Raw genomic sequence first — 19,786 nt, forward strand, 5'->3', positions numbered from 1 at the left:
TCGCCATCGGCGCGACCCTCTCAGGACCGCCCGTCCGACCAGGCGCGCCACAACGCCGCGTAGCGGCCGCCCGCGGTCAGGAGCTCGGCGTGGGTGCCGGTCTCGACGACGCGGCCGCCGTCCATGACCACGATCCGGTCCGCCGACGCGGCCTGGGTGAGGCGGTGGGCGACGACGAGGGTCGTACGGCCGGCCGACGCCTGGTCGATGGCGCGTTCGAGCACGCGCGCGCCGGCGCTGCCCGCCTCGGCGGTCGCCTCGTCGAGCACGGCGACCTCGGGGTCGGCCAGCACCAGGCGGGCCAGGGCGAGCTGCTGGCGCTGGGCGGGGGTGAGGCGGTGGCCGCCCTCGCCGACGACGGTGGCCAGGCCGTCGGGCAGCGCCCGCGCCCACGCGAGCGCGCCGACGCGGTCCAGCGCGGCGTCCACCTCGGCGTCGGTGGCGGTGGGCTTGGCCAGGCGCAGGTCGTCGCTGAGGGGACCGGAGAAGACGTGGACCTCCTGCGTGATGAGCGCGATGGCCCGCCGGGTCGTGGCCGGACCGAGGTCGACGATGTCGGTGCCGCCGAACGTGATCGTGCCGCGCGTCGGCTGGTGCACGCCCGCGATCAGCTTGGCCAGGGTGGTCTTGCCCGCGCCGCTCGCGCCGACGAGCGCGACCCGTTCACCGGGCGCCACGTCGACCGAGACGTCCACCAGCACCTCGTGGCCGGTCTCGTAGGCGTGGCTGACGGAGGAGACCTTGACGGTCGTGTCGGTCAGCGCCTCGCCGGTGTCGTCCGGCGCCACCTCGGGCCGGTCGGCCACGCCGACGAGCCGCGACAGGCTGGCGGCGGCGGACTGGGCGTCGTCGGCGAGCGACAGGGCCGCGTTGATGGGGTTGAACAGGCTGTGGAAGTACAGCGCGGCGGCCGTGGCGGTGCCGATGGTCGCGGAGCCGTTGCCCACCAGGAAGAAACCGGTGACCAGCAGCGCCGACAGGCCGACGTACTCGGCCAGGTTGAGCCTGCTGAAGAACCCGCCCAGCAGCCTGATGCACCGCATGGTCATCCCGACCGCGTGGCTCGACCGCTCGGTCACCCGCCGCACGTGGTCGTCGGCCAACCCGAAGGCGCGCACGGTCGACGAGCCGCCGATGGTCTCCAGGAGCTGTTGCTGCTGCTCGCCGATCGCGATCCGCTCGGCGCCGTACATGGTCCTGGCGCCGCGGCCGTACCAGCGCAGCGTGAGGACCTGCACGGGCGCGGCGACGAGCACCGCCAGCGCGAACCGCCAGTCCAGCACGGCCAGCGCGCCCAGCGTCAGCACGATCGTCAGCGCCGACCGCGCCATCAGCGGCAGCGCCTGCCGCACGGCCTCGGCGATCTTCGTGACGTCACCGGTCACCCGCGCCGTCAGGTCGCCCGACCCGGCCCGCTCGACCTGCTCCAGCGGCAGGTTCAGCGCGCGGTCGATGAACCGCTCGCGCAACTGGGCCAGCATCCCCTCCCCGAGGCGGGAGATCAGCGCCGCGCCGACCGCGGTCGCGACGCCCTGGGCGACGGCGACCAGCGCCAGCAGCACGACGGGCGCGGTGATCGCGGTCGACGGCTGCCGGGTGGCGACCAGGTCGACGATGTCGCCCAGCAGCGGCGCGGTGGCCAGGCCCACGCCTGTGCCCGCGAGCAGCACGGTGATCGTGGCGGCGGCGAGCAGGCGGCGTTCGCGCAGCAGGGCCCGCACGGCGGCCCACGTCCGCGCGGCGCTCGCGGTGGGCAGGAGTTCGCGGTCGTCCATGCGGGGTGCCGCCTCGGTCTCGGGTCCGGTGGGAGGGGTCACGACAGCACCGCGGCGCGGTAGTCGGCGTGCGCCACGAGGGACGCGTGCGTGCCCTCGGCGGTCAGCTCGCCGCCGGTCAGCACGACGACCCGGTCCGCGACGGCGAGCAGCGCCGGGCTGGTCGTCACGACGATGGTGGTGCGGCCGAGCCGCACCTCGCGGATCCCCCGCGCCAGCGCCATCTCCGTGACCGCGTCGATCGCGGTCGTCGGGTCGTGCACCACCAGCACCGGGGGAGCGGCGGCCAGCGCGCGGGCCAGGGCGACCCGCTGGCGCTGCCCGCCGGACAGCGACCTGCCGCGCTCGGCCACGACCGTGTCCGCGCCCTGCGGCAGCGCCTCGACGACGTCGTCCACGGCCGCGGCGGTCATCGCCAGCTCGACGTCGGCCTGCCGGGCCGTCACGGCGCGGATGTTGTCCACCACGCTGTCGGAGAACAGGTCCGCCTCGTGGGCGGCCACGAGGATCGCCGCCCTCGCGTTCGCCGGGTCCACCGTGGACAGCGGGACGCCGTCCAGCTCCACCGACCCCGACACCGGGTCGACCTCGCGGCCCAGGCAGTGCAGCAGCGCCGTGGCGTCGGCCGGGTCGGCCGCCACGACGCCGACCAGCTCACCCGGCGCGATGTCCAGGTCGACACCGCGCAGCGTGCCGTGCGTGAGGCCGCGCAGCCGGACGCCGCCCGCGACCGGCGTGGCCACGTCGGCGGACCCGGCCCCCAGGGCGGAGGGCGCGGACAGCACCGAGGCGATCCGGTCGGCCGAGGCCCGACCCATCGCCAGCGCGCCGTTGACCCACGAGATGACGTTCAGCGGCCACAGCAGGAACTGGGCGAGGCCGACGGCGGCGACCAGCTCGCCGACCGTGATGGAGCCGTTGGCGGCGAGCGTGCCGCCGACCAGCGCGATCAGCGCCAGCAGCAGCCCGGTGACCGCGAGCATCGAGCCGTCCAGCCACGCCTGCGCGGTGGCCGAGCGGATCGCCGCGCTCTTCGAGCCCTGGCTGGTGCCGCGGTAGCGGTCGACGGCGGCGCGCTCGGCGCCGATGCCCTTGAGCGCCCGCAGGCCCGCGACCAGGTCGGCAGCGATGCCGGACGCGTTCGCGGCCCGTTCCTGCTCGGCTTCGCTGCGCCGCTCCAGGGGCTTGCCGAGCAGGTGCGCGAGACCCAGGAGCACGGGCGTGGCGATCAGCACGACCAGGCCCAGGACCAGGGAGACCCGCAGCAGCGCGACCGCGCCGACCAGCAGGCCGGTGCCCGCCGCGACGGCCGTGGGCAGCGCGCGGTTCACGTGGCCGACCCGCAGCGCGTCGCTGGTCGCGATGGTGACCAGCCCGCCCGCGAGCCTCCCGGTCTCGGCGCCGCCGCGGTGGTCGAGCACCCGCTCGGTCACCCGCAGGCGCAGTGCGTGCGCGGCCTGCTCGGAGGCGAGTTCCCCGGCGTGCAGGCTGACGCGGAAGCTGAACGACAGCACCGCGAACACCACACCGAGCGCCACCAGCCACCACACCAGCTCGGCGGTGGCGCCGGTCGACACCGCGCGGTCGATCACCACGCCGATGATCACCGGCACGAGCGCCTCACCCGCCTGGTGGCCCGCTCCGGCCACCGACGCCGCGGTGACGTTGCGCCACTGGCCCTTGATCGCGGACTTCAGGACGTCGCGACCCGTAGGTTCTCCGGCGCGCACTACCCCACCTCATGCATTCGGACGGCCGAACGGGACGGTAGGTAAGGCTACGCTAATCTGGCGGGTGGCCAGGAGGTCGGCCTCGACACAGGGGAGGTGCGGTGGGCACCGCGGAGCAGGTCCGGCCACGAGGTGGCACCAGCCACGTGGCTCGCGCGGCGGGACTGCTCGTCGCCGTCGGCGTGCTGGTGTTCGTCTTCGTCCTGAGCCTGTGGGTCGGCACGCGCGACATCCCGTTCGCCGAGACCTGGCAGGTGCTGCTGCACGACGACGGCTCCGACGAGGCCGTCATCATCCACGACCTGCGCGTCCCCCGCGGACTGATGGGGCTGCTCGTCGGCGGGGCCCTCGGCCTGGCGGGCGCGCTGATGCAGGCGCTGACCCGCAACCCGCTCGCCGACCCCGGCCTGCTCGGCGTCGAGATGGGCGCGTCGGCCGCCGTCGTGGTCGCCATCGCGTTCACCGGCGTCACGAGCGTCACCGGCTACATCTGGTTCGCCTTCGCGGGTGCCGCCGCGGCCTCGGTCGTCGTCTACGTGCTCGGCTCGTCCGGCCGCTCCGCCGCGACGCCGGAACGGCTCGTGCTGGCGGGCGCGGCGATCACCGCCGTCCTGGTGGCGTTCGTCTCCGCCGTGCTGGTGCTCGACGCCGAGGCGTTCAACTCCTTCCGCTTCTGGAACGTCGGCGCGCTGGCGGGCCGCAAGATGGACGCCGTCACGCAGGTCGCCCCGTTCATCCTGGTCGGCGTCGGGCTCGCGCTCGGCCTCGCCAGGTCCCTCAACGTGCTGGCGCTCGGCGACCACACCGGCAAGGCGCTGGGCGCGAACCTCGGCCGCACCCGCGCGCTCGGCGCGCTCGCGGTCACCCTGCTGTGCGGCGCGGCCACGGCCGCCGCGGGCCCCATCGCGTTCATCGGGCTCACCATCCCGCACGTGGCCAGGATGATCGCCGGGTCCGACCAGCGGTGGGTGCTGCCGTACTCGATCGTGCTGGCGCCCATCCTGCTGATCGGCGCGGACGTCGTCGGCCGCGTCGTCATCGCGCCCGCCGAACTCCAGGTGGGCATCGTCACCGCGTTCCTCGGCGCCCCGGTGTTCATCGCCCTGTGCCGTCGCCGCAAGCTGGCCCACCTGTGAGCGCGCCCGTGAAGGTGCGCGGCAGGGTCGTCCGGACCAGGCACGTCTCGTTCCGGTTCGCCGACCGCACCGTCCTGGTGAGCCTCGCCCTGCTCCTCGCCGTCATCGGCGTCGGACTGGTGACGCTCACCAGCGGCGACTTCGAGCTGACCGTCGCGGAGGTGGCGAACTCCCTGATCGGCCGGGGCGACGGCGCGTCGGACTTCATCGTCCTCACGCTGCGGCTGCCCCGGCTGCTGACCGGGATCCTGGTCGGGATCGCGCTCGCGGTCAGCGGCGGGATCCTGCAAGGCCTGTCCGGCAACCCCCTCGCGAGCCCGGACATCCTCGGGTTCGTCCAGGGGTCGGCGACCGGCGCGATCCTGGTGATCGTCCTGGTCGACGGCGGCATGGCCGAGGTCGGCGCGGGCGCGCTGGTCGGCGGCGTGGCCACGTCGGTCGTCGTCTACCTGCTGGCGTTCAAGCAGGGCGTCCAGGGCTTCCGGCTGATCCTCATCGGCATCGGGGTCAGCTTCATCATGCTGTCGCTCAACCAGTACCTGATCACCCGCGCGTCGCTGTCGGACGCCATCGCCGCCCAGGCGTGGCAGGTCGGCGGGCTCAACGGCCGCGGCTGGGACCACGTGCGGGTGGTCGGCTCCGCCGTCGCCGTGCTGCTGCCGCTCGCCCTGTACTTCGGGCGGCGGCTGGCGCTGCTGGAGATGGGCGACGCCACCGCGCGCGGCCTGGGCGTCGACGCCGAGCGCACCCGGTTCGCGCTGATCGCGATCAGCGTCGGGCTGGCCGCCGTGGCGACCGCCGCCGCCGGGCCCGTGTCGTTCCTCGCGCTGGCCGCGCCGCAGCTCGCCCGCAGGCTCACCGGGTCCGCGGGCGCCGGGCTCGTCCCGGCGGCGCTCATGGGCGCGCTGCTGCTCGTCGCGGGCGACCTCGCGGTGCAGCGCCTCTTCTCCCCCGCCCAGCTCCCGGTCGGCATCGCGACCGGAGCCATCGGCGGGCTCTACCTGATCTGGCTGCTGGCGCACGAATGGCGAAGGGGGATCGCACGATGACGCGACTGCGTGCGGAGGGCCTGACGCTCGCCTACGACGAGCGCACGGTCGCCGAGGGGCTCGGCGTCGTCATCCCCGACGGGTCGTTCACGGTCATCGTCGGCCCGAACGCGTGCGGCAAGTCGACGCTGCTGAAGGCGTTGGCGCGGATGCTGAAGCCGACCTCGGGCGCGGTGTACCTCGACGGCGAGGTCATCACGACCTACCGGTCCAAGGAGGTCGCGCGCAGGCTCGGCCTGCTGCCGCAGACGTCCATCGCGCCCGGCGGCATCACCGTCGGCGAACTGGTCGCGCGTGGCCGGTACCCGCACCAGCGGCTGCTCAAGCAGTGGTCGGTGCGGGACGAGGAGGTGGTCACCGAGGCGATGCGGCTGACCAACGTGCTCGACCTGGCCGGCCGGATGCTCGACGAGCTGTCCGGCGGCCAGCGGCAGCGGGTGTGGCTCGCGATGGTGCTGGCGCAGGAGACCGCGATCCTGCTGCTGGACGAGCCGACGACGTTCCTCGACATCGCGCACCAGATCGAGGTGCTCGACCTGTGCGCCGACCTGCACGAGGAGAACGGCCACACGCTCGTGGCGGTGCTGCACGACCTCAACCAGGCGTGCCGCTACGCGACCCACCTGATCGCCATGAAGCCGGGCGAGGGGATCGTGGCGCAGGGCGACCCGTCCGAGATCGTCACGGCCGACCTGGTGGAGGACGTGTTCGGCCTGCCGTGCCGGGTCGTGCCCGACCCGGAGACCGGGACACCGCTGATCGTGCCGCTCAAGCGCCAGCGCGTACCGGTGGCCGAATCCCTGACCGCCCTGTGACGGGCACCGCCCCACGACCGCGCTGACCTGCCCCCGCCACCGCCGGGCGCGGCGTTCTCACGATGCCCGTGCTCGCTTGACAAAGGGGAGAGAATAGAAAGTCGGCTCATTTTTGAAATCCGTCGACTTATGCATTCATTGTAGCACGGAAGGATCGGGCGGCACATGGAGGAATTGCTCGCGGAACGCGAACGCGTCGCATTCCTGTACGAGAAGCTGGACGCGCAGAGGGCCGTCGCCCTGCGTGCGCTGGAGGAGGCGCTCTCCGACACGACCGCCCAGCGCTGGGGGCGCGAGGTCGCCGTGCGGACGCTGTCCGACCAGCTCAGCAGGCTGCGCATCGCCGACGACGGGCTGTGCTTCGGTCGGACCGACCACGCCGACGGCGGTCGCACCTACATCGGCCGGATCGGGTTGTTCGACGAGGGCGACGAGTACGAGCCGCTGCTCACCGACTGGCGCGCTCCCGCCGCACGGCCGTTCTACGTGGCCACGGCCGCCGCGCCGGAAGGCCTGACCAGGAGGCGGCACTTCCACACGCGCGGTCGGCGGCTGCACGACTTCCACGACGACGAGCTGGCACTGGACGGCGTCGCGCTGAACGCCGCGCTGGACGCGCCGCGCGCGGAGGTCATGCGCGACATCGTCGCGACGATCCAGGCCGAGCAGGACGAGATCATCCGGCTCGACCACCCCGGCGTGCTGGTGGTCGAGGGCGGCCCCGGCACCGGGAAGACCGCCGTCGCGCTGCACCGCGTCGCGTACCTGCTCTACACCCAGCGCGACCGGCTCGCCAAGCGCGGCGTGCTGATCGTCGGCCCCAACTCGGGGTTCCTGAGCTACATCGGCAACGTCCTGCCGTCGCTCGGCGAGACCGACGTGGTGTTCGCCTCGCCCGGCGACCTGATGCCGAAGCTGCGGACCGTGCGCGAGGACGTGCCCGAGATCCAGCGGATCAAGGGCAGCTTGGACGTCCTGGAGGTGCTGGCCGCGGCCGTGGCGCAGCGGCAGGAGCTGCCGGACGAGCCGATCCCGATCGAGCTGGAGCACGCCGTCGTCGACCTGGACGCGGAGCTGACGGCCAAGGCGCGCGCGACGGCCCGCGCGGCGGGGATGCTGCACAACCACACCAGGGCGGTGTTCCACGAGGCGCTGGTGGACGTCCTGCTGGAGGTGGCGCTGGCCGCCATCGACGAGCCGTGGGACGCCGTCCGGCGCGACGTGCGGCGGGAGCTGTTCGCCCACCGCGACCTGCGCGCCGCGGTCGACGTGCTGTGGCCCGCGCTCACCCCGCGCCGCCTGCTGGCCGAGTTCTACGAGTCGGCCGAGCGCTGCGCGGAGCTGGGCGTGCCGGAGCTGCACCGCGAGATCGGCAGGGCGTGGACGGTGTCGGACGTGCCGCTGCTGGACGAGGCCGCCGAGCTGCTGGGTGAGAAGCCGTTGCAGCCCAAGGAGGAGAAGGCCGAGGAGGAGTACGCCAAGGGCGTGCTGGAGATCCTGGACACCGACCCGACGATGGACCCGGACCTGCTGCGCGCGGTCGACCTCATCGACGCCGAGCACCTGGCGCGGCGGCACACCGAGCGCGACCACCGCTACCTCGCCGAGCGCGCCGCGGCCGATCGCGAGTGGACCTACGGGCACGTCGTCGTCGACGAGGCGCAGGAACTGTCCGAAATGGACTGGCGCCTGCTGTTCCGGCGCTGCCCCAGCAAGTCCTTCACGATCGTCGGCGACCTGTCGCAGCGGCAGTCCGCCGCGGGCGCGCGGAGCTGGTCGGAGGCGCTGGACCGGTACGCCGCCGACCGCTGGGTCTACCGCGGGCTGGCGGTCAACTACCGCACGCCCGCCGAGATCATGGACGTCGCCACGGCCGCGCTGGCCGAGGTCGACCCGAGCGCGATCCCGCCGAAGTCCGTGCGGCACAACGGCATCGCGCCCTGGGCCGAACTCGTCGACGACCTGCCCGCCGCGGTGGCCCGCGCTCTCGCCGAGCCGCACGAGGGCACGGTCACCGTGATCGCGCCGGAGGACGTCGAGCTGGACGGCCCGGTGATCACGCCGCGCGAGGCGAAGGGGCTGGAGTTCGACACGGTCCTGGTGGTGGAGCCGCACCGGATGACACCGGGGGAGCGGTACGTGGCGCTCACGCGCGCGACGCAGCGGCTCGGCGTGCTGCACACCGAGCCGCTGCCGGAACCGCTGCGCGGTCTCGCGCGGCGGTGAGCGGTGCCCGACGGCCGCCGCGCCCGCGGGCGCGGCGGACCGCCGAGGGTCTCACGGGCGCGGCGACCGAGCCGCGCCCGTGAGACCCGGCTAGAAGACCGGGCCTTCCGGGGCGTCGCGCAACCGCGGCGCCCCGGAGGGGTCGAGGTCGACGCGCAGCCGGTGCTCACCGGGTTCGATCCGCGTGCTCCGCGCCTCGTTCCGCACGCGGACCTCCAGCGTCCCGGCCACGTCGTCGGGCAGGCGCACGACGCCGGCCAGTCCGACCGAGTAGTTCGTCGTGACCCCGTCGCTCCGCCACACCTCCGCTCCGTCCAGGAGCACGACGACGGCGTCGTCGCTGAACCCGGTGCCGAGCTCGACCTCGACCTGCCCGGTCACCCCAACGACCTCAGCACCGACGCGGGCTCGTTCTTGGACTCGGCGAGCTGCCTCGCGTCGTCGCGCAGAGCCCGAGCCCGGCCGTCGTCGCCCTCGGCCAGGTAGGCGTCGGACAGGTACGCCAGGGCCTGGTAGACCGTGAGGTCGTCCACGCCCTCGTCGCCGCGCGAGGCGTCGACGACCTGCCGCAGCAGGTTCTCGCCCCGTGCGACGTCGCGGTCCCGCACGCGCACCTCGCCGTTGTCGAGCACCTCGGTGTACGGCCTCGACGCGTTGATGCCCATCGCCAGCTTGGTGTAGAGCGCGGCCGGGTGGTCGGGGTGGTCGGACGACACGACCTCCAGCGCCCGCCTGCCTTCCTCCAGGTGCGGCGAGTCGGAGCCGAGCAGCGTCATCACCATGCCCGCCTGGTCGGTGAGCAGCAGGTCGGCGACCTGCTCGGACTGCTCGGTGCGCGGGGCGGCGATCCGCACCGACGTCGCGTTCGACACGATCAGCGAACCGTCGGGCGCCACGTAGGAGGCGCGGATCCGGTAGGTGCCGGGGTCCTCGAAGACCTGCCCCACCGCGGCGTCGTAGCCGATGTACGCGCTGATCGGCTGCACCTCGCCGTGCGCGGCCACCACGAGGTCGGGCAGCGCGCAGTGGCTGACGGGCGGCTGGTGCACGACCACGTCGCCGCGCGGCCTGCTGATCGCCACCTGCACGAAGCGGTACTTCGGGTGCAGCTGCTGGCGCTCGTGCACGAGCTGCCTGCGCTCGACGACGAGCTTGATCTCCAGCACCACCGGCGTGCCGAGCACCGGCCGGTCCGGGGTGACCGCGATCCGCAGCTCCAGCCCGCTGGTGTCCACGACCGGGTCGGCGAAGCCGTTGTCGACCTCCAGCGCCGCGCCCGTGCCGAACGGGTTGCCGCCCATGATCACGTTGTTGCGGAAGCCGTGCCGCACGTGCGCGAGTTCGAGGTCGTCGAACTGGAACGGGAACGCGCCCCAGAACGCCGCGGAACCGCCGGGGGCTCCGCCGCCGGGGGCGTAGTTCTGCGGGTAGTTCATCCACGACAGGCTGCCGGGCCGGTTCGGCAGCGGCGGCGTCATGAACGTCTTGTGGAAGGAGTGGAACAGGTTGAAGCAGTGGCCCAGCTCGTGGGTGTGCACGTACAGCTGCTCGCGCAGGTTCGCGGCCGTGCCCGCCGAGATGGCCTGGTAGAAGCTGGCGCACCCCTGGCGCTGGAGTCCCTGCTGGTCGAACATGATGCCGCGAAGCCCGACACCGAGCTCGTGCCGCATGGCGTGCAGCAGCCACACCTTGAACTGGGACTGCTCCTGGTAGCGCGAGAAGTGGGTGACCATCGCGTTGTGCAGGCTCGCGTTCGTCCAGATGTGGCTGCTCGACGTGGCGATCGCGTTCGTCGCGCCGGTGTCGACCATCTGCACGCCCGCCTCGGCGTACGCGCCCGCGACGCTCAGCGTGCGCGCGGGCCCGCCGCTGGGCAGCGAACCCGTGTTGTACGAGGTGAAGGCGGTGACGCCCGCCTCGCAGTCCTGCTCCAGCTCGACGGTCCGGAAGGCGCCGGACTCCCACGCGCACACGTAGGTTGCGCCCGCCGTCCCGGTCGGGGTCGACCAGCGGATGGTCGCGGCGGGCGCGGGCTGGAAGATGGTGACGCGCGGGATGGTCACCCTCGCGACGGTGTAGGTCGTGGTCCACGTGGTGCGGGCGGTGCCGACGACGGTCACCAGGGTCGGGGTCGACGTGATCGTCACGGCGTCGACCGTCCACGAGCCGAAGTACGTCGTCGTGGCACCGGAAACGCTGTAGTAGTCGCCGCTCAGCTTGCGCAGCGGGCGCCTGCCGTCGATGTCGACGCGCATCTCCAGCTGGAACCCGAGGGCGGGGGAGCGGTACCGGCCGCTGGCCGCCCTGGTGGGCAGGACGATCGGCGTGGGGGCGGCCTCGGGTTCGAGGGTCCGGGATTCGATGCGCTGCAGCACCTCGTCGGCGGTGAGGTGCGGTTCGGGAGGTCGTTCGTCCAGTCCGGCGGCCGATGACGGGGCACTCGGGTCCGCCGTCACCACCGGGGACTGGTGGTGTTCCCTGACCGCTTCGTCGGCGCCCACCTGGAGGTCGTACGGGAGTTCCTGGCCCGCGTACGCGGCGTTCGGTTCCATCACGGTCATCTGCGTCAGCTCCTCGGGACGGAGGTTCGGCGTCCCGGTACGAGGAGGTGACGCAGGGCAGAGACGAACCTCCTCGGCCGAGGGACGCTCCGCGCGCTATGTTCCTCCCGGAAAGCCTTGTGCCACAGAGTCTTTGGTCCTTCCGTCCGGTGGAGCAGCGCGGTGCAAACGGGGGAGGACCTCGGCTCCGAACAGGCGGATGGCGTCGAGGACCTCGCCGTGCGGCAGACCGCCGACGTCCACCATCACGAGGTGCGCGTCGAGGCCCAGCAGACCCGCCAGCTCGTTGAGCCGGTCGGCGACCTCGCCGGGGTCGCCGCACACGGCCGCGCCCTCCATCAGCGCGTCCACGTCCACGTCGCCGTCACCGCGCCACGGGTCGGCGAAGCGCGCGTAGCCGCCGAGGTAGGGCCGCCACCGGCGGCGGGCGTCCGCCGACGACGGCGCGACGAACACGTGGCTCGGCAGCGCGACGCGACCGTTGTCCCCCATGGCTTCCCGGTACCGCCGCACGACCGGCACGTGCGTGCCGGGGTCGCGCAGCGTGCTCGGCAGCATCAGCGGCATCCCGAGTTCGGCACCGAGGTCCGCCGACACCGCGGAGCCGCTGCCGATCCACACCGGGGGGTGCGGGCGCTGCAACGGCCTCGGCGTCGTCGTCACGCCCTGCAACGGCGGCCGGAACCGGCCCTCCCACGTGACGTCCGGCTCCGCGAGCAGCCGCAGCAGCAGCCGCAGGTTCTCGTCGAACCGGACGCGCAGCTCGTCGGACTGGATGCCGAACACCGCGTCCGTGCGCGGCGACACGCCCCGCGCGACGACCAGTTCCGCGCGGCCGAGCGACAGCACGTCCAGCGTCGCCAGCTCCTCGGCGACGAGCACCGGGTCGCGGTGCGCGAGCAGGGTCACGCCGGTCGACAGGCGCAGCGTCGTCGTGCGGGCGGCGATCGTGGCGAGCAGCAGCTCCGGCGCGGACACGATGTAGCGGGTGAAGTGGTGCTCGCCGATCGCGACACCGGTGAAGCCCGCGCCCTCCGCCACGACGGCCTGCTCCACGACGGCCTGGAGCCGGGAGGCCTCGCTGACGACGACCCCGGTCACCGGGTCGGGCAGGTGGTCGCCGAGGATCAGCAGGTAGACGTCCATCGTGCCATCCTGCCCCGCCGGACTACGGTGGGCGGACCGGCCAGTGGAGATGATCACCGTCACACCGTCGACCCGATCGCCGACGGGTCGCGTGTACAGCTCCGAGGTATCCGCGACGAGGTGGAGGTCAACCGATGGCGACCGTGGTGGACAACGTGCAACTGCACCGGTACGAGGTCGTGCACGACGGCGCGCTCGCCGGGTACGCCGAGTACCGGCGCTCCGAGGGCTCGATCATGTTCACGCACACCGTGATCGACGACGCGTTCGCGGGCAAGGGGCTCGCGTCCACGCTGGTCAAGCACGTGCTGAACGACGCCCGCGGCGCGGGGGTCGCCGTGCTGCCGCAGTGCCCGTTCGTGAAGGGCTACATCGCGAAGCACCCCGAGTACCTGGACCTGGTGCCCGAGGGGCGCAGGGCCCACTTCGGCCTCTGACCACGTGCTACCGTCCGGTAACCATGACTGACTGGACGGAGCCGGGTGTCTTCGAGGTGGCGCCGGGCGTGTTCCGGATCCCGCTGCCGCTGCCGAACGACGGCCTGCACACGGTGAACGTGTACGCGATCGACGACGGGGACGGCGTCGTGATGATCGACGCCGGGTGGGCGCTGGACGAGGCCACCGACCTGCTGGAGGTCTCGCTCGGCACCCTCGGGTACGACTTCGCCGACGTCCGCCGGTTCCTCGTCACCCACATGCACCGCGACCACTACACGATGGCCGTGGCGCTGCGGAGGCGGTTCGGCACGCACGTCGCGCTGGGGCTCGGCGAGCAGCCGTCCATCGAACGGGTGATCTCGGGCCGGGCCGGGGGGCAGGTGCGGAACCTGCGCCGCTGGGGCGCTCCCGACCTGGCCGAGCGGTGGGCCGCGCTGGCCGTGCCGATGGAGGTCAGGGCGTCCGCGGACTACGAGGCACCGGACGAGTGGCTGACCGGGGCGACCCCGGTCGAGCTGTCGAAGCGGGTGCTGGAGACCGTGCCGACGCCGGGCCACACGGCCGGGCACGTGGTGTTCGTCGACCGGGAGTCGTCGCTGCTGTTCGCGGGCGACCACGTCCTGCCGCACATCACCCCGTCGATCGGCTTCGAGCCCGCGCGCCCCGCGCTGCCGCTCGGCGACTACCTCGACTCGCTCCGCCTGGTGCGCGAGTACCCGGACCTGCGGCTGCTGCCCGCGCACGGCCCCGTGACCGGCAGCGTCCACGCCCGCGTGGACGAGCTGCTCCAGCACCACGCCGACCGGCTGGACGCCACGGTCGAGTCGGTCGCGGGCGGCACGGCCACCGCGCACGAGACCGCCCGCCGGCTCGGCTGGACCGGCAGGCAGCGGAGGTTCGACGAGCTGAACCTGTTCAACCAGGTGCTGGCGGTGGGCGAGACGGCGGCGCACCTCGACGTGCTGGTGCGCGACGGACGGCTCACCGCGTCCACTGTGGACGGAGTCGGGCACTACAGCGCTACGCTGGCCTGATGGTGACACGGGGCGACGCCCGCCGTGAGCAGATCCTGTACGCGGCGATGGTGGTCTTCGCCGACCACGGCTACCACCGGGCCTCGCTGGCCGGGATCGCCGAACAGGTGGGCATCAGCCAGACCGGGCTGCTGCACCACTTCCCGACCAAGCGGCACCTGCTGACGGCCGTGCTGGAGGCCCGCGACCGGCTGGACCGGGAGTGGCTGGCCGAACTCGACCCGGACGGCCGCACCGGGCCCCGGCTGCTGGTGAGCCTGCTCCGGCTGGTCGACCGCAACCGCAGGCTCGGCGGCCTGGTGCAGATCTACACCGCGCTGTCCGGGGAGAGCGTCACCGACGGCCACCCGGCGAGGGCCTGGTTCACCGACCGGTACGGGCGCGTCACGGCGTCCGTCGAGGCCGGTCTGCTCGCGGGCGCCGCGGCGATGCGCCCCGGCGTCGACTGCGCCCTGCTGGCCACCGAGGTCGTCGCGGTGATGGACGGCCTCCAGCTCCAGTGGCTGCTGCGGCCGGACGAGGTGGACATGGTGGCCGCGTTCCGCGACTACGCCACCCGGCTCGTCCGGTCGACCGCGCTCGACCCCGAGCCGGTGGTGGCCCTGCTGGCCTCGGCGGTACCGGTACCGCTGGCCGCCTGCTGCGGGTAACGTGCGGATAACGAACCGACCGCCCGCTCGGTAGGAGAACAAGTGAGCCCGATCGAGACCGCCCTGGCCGCGCTGGACCTGGAGACCAAGGTGAGCCTCCTGGCGGGCCAGGACGTGTGGTCGCTGCCCGCCGTGCCCGCCATCGGCCTCGGCTCGCTGGTCATGTCGGACGGGCCGATCGGCGTCCGCGGCACCGGCTGGGGTCCCGACGACCCGGCCGTCGTGCTCCCCAGCCCGACCGCGCTCGCCGCCACCTGGGACCCGGCCCTCGCCCGCCGCGTCGGCCGCCTGCTGGCCCAGGAGGCCCGGCGCAAGGGCGCGCACCTGCTGCTCGCGCCGACCGTGAACCTGCACCGCACCCCGCTGGGCGGCAGGCACTTCGAGTGCTACTCCGAGGACCCGCTGCTGACCGCGGAGATCGGCGTCGGCTACGTCCTCGGCGTGCAGGACGGCGGCGTCGGCGCGACCGTGAAGCACTTCGTGGCCAACGACTCCGAGACCGCCAGGTTCGTCCTCGACGCGGCCGTCGACGACCGCACCCTGCGCGAGGTGTACCTGGCGCCGTTCGAGGCGATCGTGCACCGCGCCGGCGTGTGGGCCGTCATGTGCGCCTACAACGGCGTCAACGGCCGCACCATGTCCGAGAACGACGCCCTCCAGAACGGTCTGCTCAAGGGGGAGTGGGGGTTCGACGGCGTCGTCGTGTCGGACTGGACCGCCGCGAAGACCACCGTCGGCACCGCGCTGGGCGGCCTCGACGTCGCCATGCCCGGCCCCGGCAACCCGTGGGGCGCCAAGCTGGTCGACGCGGTGCGCGCGGGTGAGGTCCCCGAGTCCGTCGTGGACGAGATGGTCCGCCGCGTCCTGCGCCTGGCGGGCCGCGTCGGGCTGCTGGAGGGCGTCGAGCCCGCCGTGCCGGTGCGGCCGGAGGCCGTGGTCGACGGCGACGCGCTGGCCAAGGAGGTCGCCGAGCGCTCGTTCGTGCTGCTGCGCAACGACGGCACCCTGCCCCTCGCCTCGCCGACGGTCGCGCTCATCGGCGTGGCCGCCGAGGAGGCCCGCATCCTCGGCGGCGGCAGCGTCACCGTGTTCCCGCCGCACGTCGTGTCCCCGCTGGACGGTCTGCGCGCACGGGGCGTCGAGCTGACCTACGAACCCGGCGTCGACCCGCGCACCAAGCTCCCGCCCGCCCGCGGTCCGGAGTGGACGGACCCGGAGACCGGCGAGGCGGGGTTCCGGATCGTCTTCCGCGACGCCTCGGGCGCGGAGCTGGGCAGGCTGCTGCTGGAGGCCGCCGTCACGGGCTGGACCGGCAAGATGCCGGACGGCGTCGACGGCGCGCTGCTCGACTCGGTCGAACTGAGCGCCTGGTTCCGCCCGCTGGTGTTCGGCGAGCACAGCTTCGGCGTCGGCGGTGTCGGCGAGTTCGTCCTGACCGTCGACGGCGAGGTCCTCCACGACGACAGGCAGGTCGCCTACGACGACGACCCGGCGGCGGGCATCCTGCTGCACCCGGAGACGCGCGTGGCGACCGTCGTCGAGGGCCCGGTCCTGGTGACGCTGAAGCACAAGACCTGGGTCCGCAAGGGCATCGGCGCGGTCGTCGGCATCACCCTCGGCCACGCCGAACCCGGTCCCACCGACGACGAGCTGATCCAGCGGGCCGTCGTGGCCGCGGCGGCGGCCCAGGTCGCCGTCGTGGTCGTCGCCACCACCGAGGAGGTCGAGTCCGAGGGCTTCGACCGCCGCTCCCTCGCGCTGCCCGGCAGGCAGGACGACATGGTCGCCGCCGTCGCCGCGGTCAACCCCCGCACCGTCGTGGTCGTCAACGCGGGCTCCCCGGTGGAGATGCCGTGGATCGACGAGGTGGCCGCCGTGCTGCTCACGTGGTTCCCCGGCCAGGAGGCGGGCGCCGCGCTGGCGGACGTCCTCTTCGGCCGCACCGAACCCGCGGGCCGCCTGCCCACGACCTGGCCAGCCCGCATGGACGACTGCCCCGTCCTCGACGTCGACCCCGTGGACGGCGTCCTGGCCTACCGGGAGGGCCTGTTCATCGGCTACCGGGCGTGGGAGGGCCGCCCCGTCGCGCCCGCGTTCTGGTTCGGCGCCGGGCTCGGCTACACGACGTGGGAGTACACGTCGGTGACCGTCACGCCGTCGGACGCCTTCGCCACCGTGACGGTCCTCCTGCGCAACACGGGGACGCGGTCCGGCCGGGAGGTCGTGCAGGTGTACCTGGTGCCGGACGCGCCCGCAGCCGACCGCCCGACCCGCTGGCTGGCGGGCTTCGCCTCCGTCGAGGCCGGGGCGGGGGAGACCGCGGAGGCCGTGGTCGAGCTGCCGAGGCGCGCCGTGGAGGCGTGGGAGGACGGGGCGTGGGTGACGATGACCGGCGGCTACACGGTCGAGGTCGGCCACGACTACGGAGACACCAGGCTGAGCGCGTCGCTGAAGGTGTGATCCGGTGCGCCCCGTGTTCGGCGCTCAGAGCAGGGTCCCACGCCCGCGGCCAACTCCAGCAGCACCTCGGTCGCCGAGTCGTAGCGCGGTTCGATGACCGCCCGCCGCTTGGGGGAGGACATCAGGGGCTCGACGGCGACGTGCCGCAGGGCTGGGAACGGGATCGTGGCGACGGCGACGTCGGCGGTGAACGTCTCGACCTCGCGGTTGGGCGTGCCCGAGTTCGCGTCGTCGTTCGCGGGACCGCTGCGCCACACCTCGCCGGTGAACGACCGGTGGCTCACCCACGTCGGCGTTGAAGAACAGCCTGCGCCGCAGACCGAGCTCGTCCGCCAGCGCCATCGGGAAGAAGTCCGGCAACCGCACGGCACCGGCTTCCGCGTACAGCCGCGCGCCGCGGAACGGCGGCCGCGGGCTCTCGGGTCCGCCCGCTTGAGCGTCGTCCCGGCCACCGGGGAGCGGTTCGGAACGTCGCCGGAGAACGCCAACCCCGTGTCAGAAAATGCGCGACTCGGAAAGAGTTGAGCCATTCGGACTGCGTGGGAGTGAGTGCATCGATCTAGATATCCGCAATTTTCGCGACATTTGTCAGGAAAGCGCCGATCGGGCGACGTCGACGGGACTGGATGGCGGCGCCCTGGTTGTTCGTGCGTGGTCAAGGCATGTCCGGTTGGCCGTTTTGCCTGCTGGCGATGCCGAGCGCGCCATTGATCAGGGCGATGGGAGGTATTGGACAACTCCGTCCTGCGTGCGTCCAGCGAGTTCTCGGGAGTAACGCGCCGACCGCAGTGGTCGACCTCACAGAAGCAAGCCTGATGCCGACCACCGCGCGACGCGACCGCGTTCCGCCGTCTTCGCCTGCCGTTTCGAACCGACCCGAAAGGAAGTCGAACCGTGTTTTCCCGGCGTCGTGTGGTTCCGGTGCCGTTCCTGGTGCAGGCCCGCGTCGGGGGCGCGCCACCCGTCTGGGCAGGGCCGCTCTCCGGCCAGGGCTTCGCGATCCAGGACCGCCCGAACCCGTTGCCCGCCGGTGGGTGAGCCGACGATCTTCGTCAACACCCGGACCGGCATCGACCTCACCGCTCCCCGGACGGCATCGCCGCCCGACGGCCGCACCGCTGAAGGAGAGGACAACACCGCCATGGGATCCAGAGCCGCGTTCCCCGACCACACCGACCAGGAATTCCTCGACAGCATCCTGGAGAGCGTCAACCAGTACCGCGCCAAGCACGGCGCGCCGCCCGTCCAGCTCGACCCGGAGTTGGTCGAGTACGCCAAGTCCCGCGCCGCGGCGGTCTCCACCGAGCCCTACCTCAACCACGGACACGCCGGCCTGCGCGACGGGCTGGGCGAGAACCTGTCCTGGCAGGCGTCCTCCGCGCCCACCGTGGGAGCGGCCACCGGCGCGACCGGCAGCTGGTACGGCGAGATCAAGGACTACGACTTCACCCTGCCCGCCCCCACCGACTCCTCCAAGACCGGCCACTTCACCCAGCTCGTCTGGAAGGGCAGCACCAAGGTCGGTGCCGGCCGCGTGTACGGCAAGGGCGGAGATTGGTACGAGACCTACATCGCCCTGGTCTTCTCCCCGCCCGGCAACATGGCGGGTGGCTACCAGACCAACGTCTCCCCGAGCCAGTAGGACGGACGAGGACGTCGAAGGCGACGGCACCAACCCCGGAGGCACCGCCACCCACCGCTGACCCGTCACCCCGACCGCGTGCCGCCGTGGCACGGCGGCACGCGACGTGATCGGGTGCAGCCAGGACGTGGTCGTGCTCAAGGCGGTCGTCGGAGCGTTCTTGATGTCGTTTCCGGTCAGCAGTGGCGGCTCGGTCCGGAGAAGGGCCCGCACCGTCACCGCTCGACCTCGTGACGACCACGTCCGCGCCGAGGCCAGGTGACGAGCAGGACCCGCACACGGCGGTGGACAGCGCTGGAACCCGCGAACGGAAGCGCGGGTCGTGACGAGTCGTGTGCGACAACTGCCGCTCGTGGTCGCATCAGGCCGCCGGTCGCGGCACTAGTCTCGCCGGAATGACCACCACACCGCCCGAGGACTGGTCCGGCTGGCGCGACCGGGTCGACCTCGGCACCTACGACGACCGCTGGACGCGCATGGCCGAGTCGGGCCAGGACCCGCACGGCGAGGTCGCGCTCGTCATGGCCTACGCGCCCTCGGCGGTGCTCGACGGCGGCTGCGGCACCGGCCGCGTCGGCGTCGAGCTGGACCGGCGCGGGGTGCGCGTGGTCGGTGTGGACGTGGACGCCGACATGGTCGCCGCCGCCCGCGCCAAGGCCCCCGGACTGCGCTGGGAGCACGTGGGCCTGGACGTGATGGACCTCGGCGAGCGGTTCGACGTGGTCGTGCTCGCGGGCAACGTGATCCCGTACGCGGCGGCCGACGTCCGCGCGGCCCTGGTCGCGTCCTGCGCCGCGCACCTCGAACCCCGCGGCAGGCTGGTCGCGGGGTTCAGCCTGCGTCCGACCTGGCCGTCACTGCCCGACTACGACGCGTGGTGCGCCGAGGCCGGGCTGGAACGGGAGGACCGCTGGTCCACGTGGGACCGCGAGCCGTACACCGGTGGTGACTACGCGGTCAGCGTCCACCGGCTGCGCTGAGGGGTCAGCGACGGGGGGCCGGTTGCGACGGCCGTCCCCGTCGCGACCGACCCGGAGGACGGAGGGTGTCGAACTTGCCGCGCGCGCTGGACCCCTTGTTCATGAAGGTCAACTACCCGACGCGGCGACGGGCCAAACCAGG

16 protein-coding genes are annotated in these 19,786 nt (G+C 73.1%); 10 read left to right on the top strand and 6 right to left on the bottom strand.

The features are described 5' to 3' along the window. Positions 1 to 20: 20 nt before the first annotated feature. Complete coding sequence (locus AC156L_RS35450; RefSeq protein ID WP_484407661.1) at positions 21 to 1,775, bottom strand: ABC transporter ATP-binding protein; 1,755 nt, start codon at positions 1,773 to 1,775, stop codon at positions 21 to 23. A gap of 38 nt (positions 1,776 to 1,813) precedes the next feature. Continuing rightward, on the bottom strand, positions 1,814 to 3,505 hold the full coding sequence (locus AC156L_RS35455; RefSeq protein ID WP_330878611.1) for an ABC transporter ATP-binding protein: 1,692 nt from the start codon (positions 3,503 to 3,505) through the stop codon (positions 1,814 to 1,816). A 101-nt stretch (positions 3,506 to 3,606) separates the two neighbouring features. Between AC156L_RS35455 and AC156L_RS35460 the strand changes: the two genes are divergently transcribed. From AC156L_RS35460 to AC156L_RS35475, 4 genes are all read left to right on the top strand, one after another. Then, a complete protein-coding gene (locus AC156L_RS35460) occupies positions 3,607 to 4,641 on the top strand; it encodes a FecCD family ABC transporter permease (RefSeq protein WP_330878610.1) in 1,035 nt (344 codons plus the stop codon). Beyond that, positions 4,638 to 5,690 (top strand): FecCD family ABC transporter permease, encoded by a 1,053-nt coding sequence (locus AC156L_RS35465; protein ID WP_330878609.1) that lies wholly within the window; start codon positions 4,638 to 4,640, stop codon positions 5,688 to 5,690. Before AC156L_RS35460 ends, AC156L_RS35465 begins: the two co-directional genes overlap by 4 nt. Continuing rightward, positions 5,687 to 6,505, top strand: coding sequence for an ABC transporter ATP-binding protein (locus AC156L_RS35470; RefSeq protein ID WP_330878608.1), 819 nt, complete (start codon positions 5,687 to 5,689; stop codon positions 6,503 to 6,505). Before AC156L_RS35465 ends, AC156L_RS35470 begins: the two co-directional genes overlap by 4 nt. A 165-nt stretch (positions 6,506 to 6,670) precedes the next feature. After that, positions 6,671 to 8,731 (top strand): helicase, encoded by a 2,061-nt coding sequence (locus AC156L_RS35475; protein WP_484407652.1) that lies wholly within the window; start codon positions 6,671 to 6,673, stop codon positions 8,729 to 8,731. A gap of 90 nt (positions 8,732 to 8,821) precedes the next feature. Here AC156L_RS35475 and AC156L_RS35480 read toward each other — a convergent pair whose 3' ends face one another. The 3 genes from AC156L_RS35480 to AC156L_RS35490 all read right to left on the bottom strand — a co-directional run bounded on the left by AC156L_RS35480 (position 8,822) and on the right by AC156L_RS35490 (position 12,438). Further along, entirely contained in the window at positions 8,822 to 9,112 is a 291-nt protein-coding gene (locus tag AC156L_RS35480; RefSeq protein ID WP_330878606.1) for a hypothetical protein, read from the bottom strand. Then, on the bottom strand, positions 9,109 to 11,292 hold the full coding sequence (locus tag AC156L_RS35485) for a hypothetical protein (RefSeq protein ID WP_330878605.1): 2,184 nt from the start codon (positions 11,290 to 11,292) through the stop codon (positions 9,109 to 9,111). The genes AC156L_RS35480 and AC156L_RS35485 overlap by 4 nt, the downstream gene beginning before the upstream one ends. 96 nt (positions 11,293 to 11,388) lie before the next feature. Next, positions 11,389 to 12,438, bottom strand: a complete 1,050-nt coding sequence (locus tag AC156L_RS35490) for an LLM class flavin-dependent oxidoreductase (protein WP_330878604.1) — start codon at positions 12,436 to 12,438, stop codon at positions 11,389 to 11,391. A gap of 134 nt (positions 12,439 to 12,572) precedes the next feature. Here AC156L_RS35490 and AC156L_RS35495 point away from each other — a divergent pair, with 134 nt between their 5' ends. Genes AC156L_RS35495 through AC156L_RS35510 form a run of 4 tightly spaced genes read left to right on the top strand, consistent with a single transcriptional unit; the run spans position 12,573 to position 17,022 of the window. Next, positions 12,573 to 12,875: a GNAT family N-acetyltransferase gene (locus AC156L_RS35495; RefSeq protein WP_330878603.1), complete on the top strand. Its 303-nt coding sequence runs from the start codon at positions 12,573 to 12,575 to the stop codon at positions 12,873 to 12,875. A gap of 23 nt (positions 12,876 to 12,898) precedes the next feature. Then, a complete protein-coding gene (locus tag AC156L_RS35500; RefSeq protein WP_330878602.1) occupies positions 12,899 to 13,912 on the top strand; it encodes an MBL fold metallo-hydrolase in 1,014 nt (337 codons plus the stop codon). Continuing rightward, on the top strand, positions 13,912 to 14,562 hold the full coding sequence (locus AC156L_RS35505; protein ID WP_330878601.1) for a TetR/AcrR family transcriptional regulator: 651 nt from the start codon (positions 13,912 to 13,914) through the stop codon (positions 14,560 to 14,562). The genes AC156L_RS35500 and AC156L_RS35505 overlap by 1 nt, the downstream gene beginning before the upstream one ends. 42 nt (positions 14,563 to 14,604) lie before the next feature. Continuing rightward, positions 14,605 to 17,022, top strand: a complete 2,418-nt coding sequence (locus AC156L_RS35510; RefSeq protein ID WP_330878600.1) for a beta-glucosidase family protein — start codon at positions 14,605 to 14,607, stop codon at positions 17,020 to 17,022. On the opposite strand, the gene AC156L_RS35515 is transcribed toward AC156L_RS35510, so the two are convergent. Next, a complete protein-coding gene (locus AC156L_RS35515; protein ID WP_330878599.1) occupies positions 16,983 to 17,306 on the bottom strand; it encodes a hypothetical protein in 324 nt (107 codons plus the stop codon). The two genes, AC156L_RS35510 and AC156L_RS35515, sit on opposite strands and share 40 nt — an antisense overlap. Positions 17,307 to 18,163: 857 nt before the next feature. Between AC156L_RS35515 and AC156L_RS35520 the strand changes: the two genes are divergently transcribed. Together AC156L_RS35520 and AC156L_RS35525 are read left to right on the top strand one after the other, a co-directional pair. Next, positions 18,164 to 18,664, top strand: coding sequence for a CAP family protein (locus AC156L_RS35520; protein ID WP_330878598.1), 501 nt, complete (start codon positions 18,164 to 18,166; stop codon positions 18,662 to 18,664). A gap of 395 nt (positions 18,665 to 19,059) precedes the next feature. After that, complete coding sequence (locus AC156L_RS35525; protein WP_330878597.1) at positions 19,060 to 19,644, top strand: class I SAM-dependent methyltransferase; 585 nt, start codon at positions 19,060 to 19,062, stop codon at positions 19,642 to 19,644. Positions 19,645 to 19,786 lie beyond the last annotated feature (142 nt).

Source organism: Umezawaea sp. (assembly GCF_057122925.1).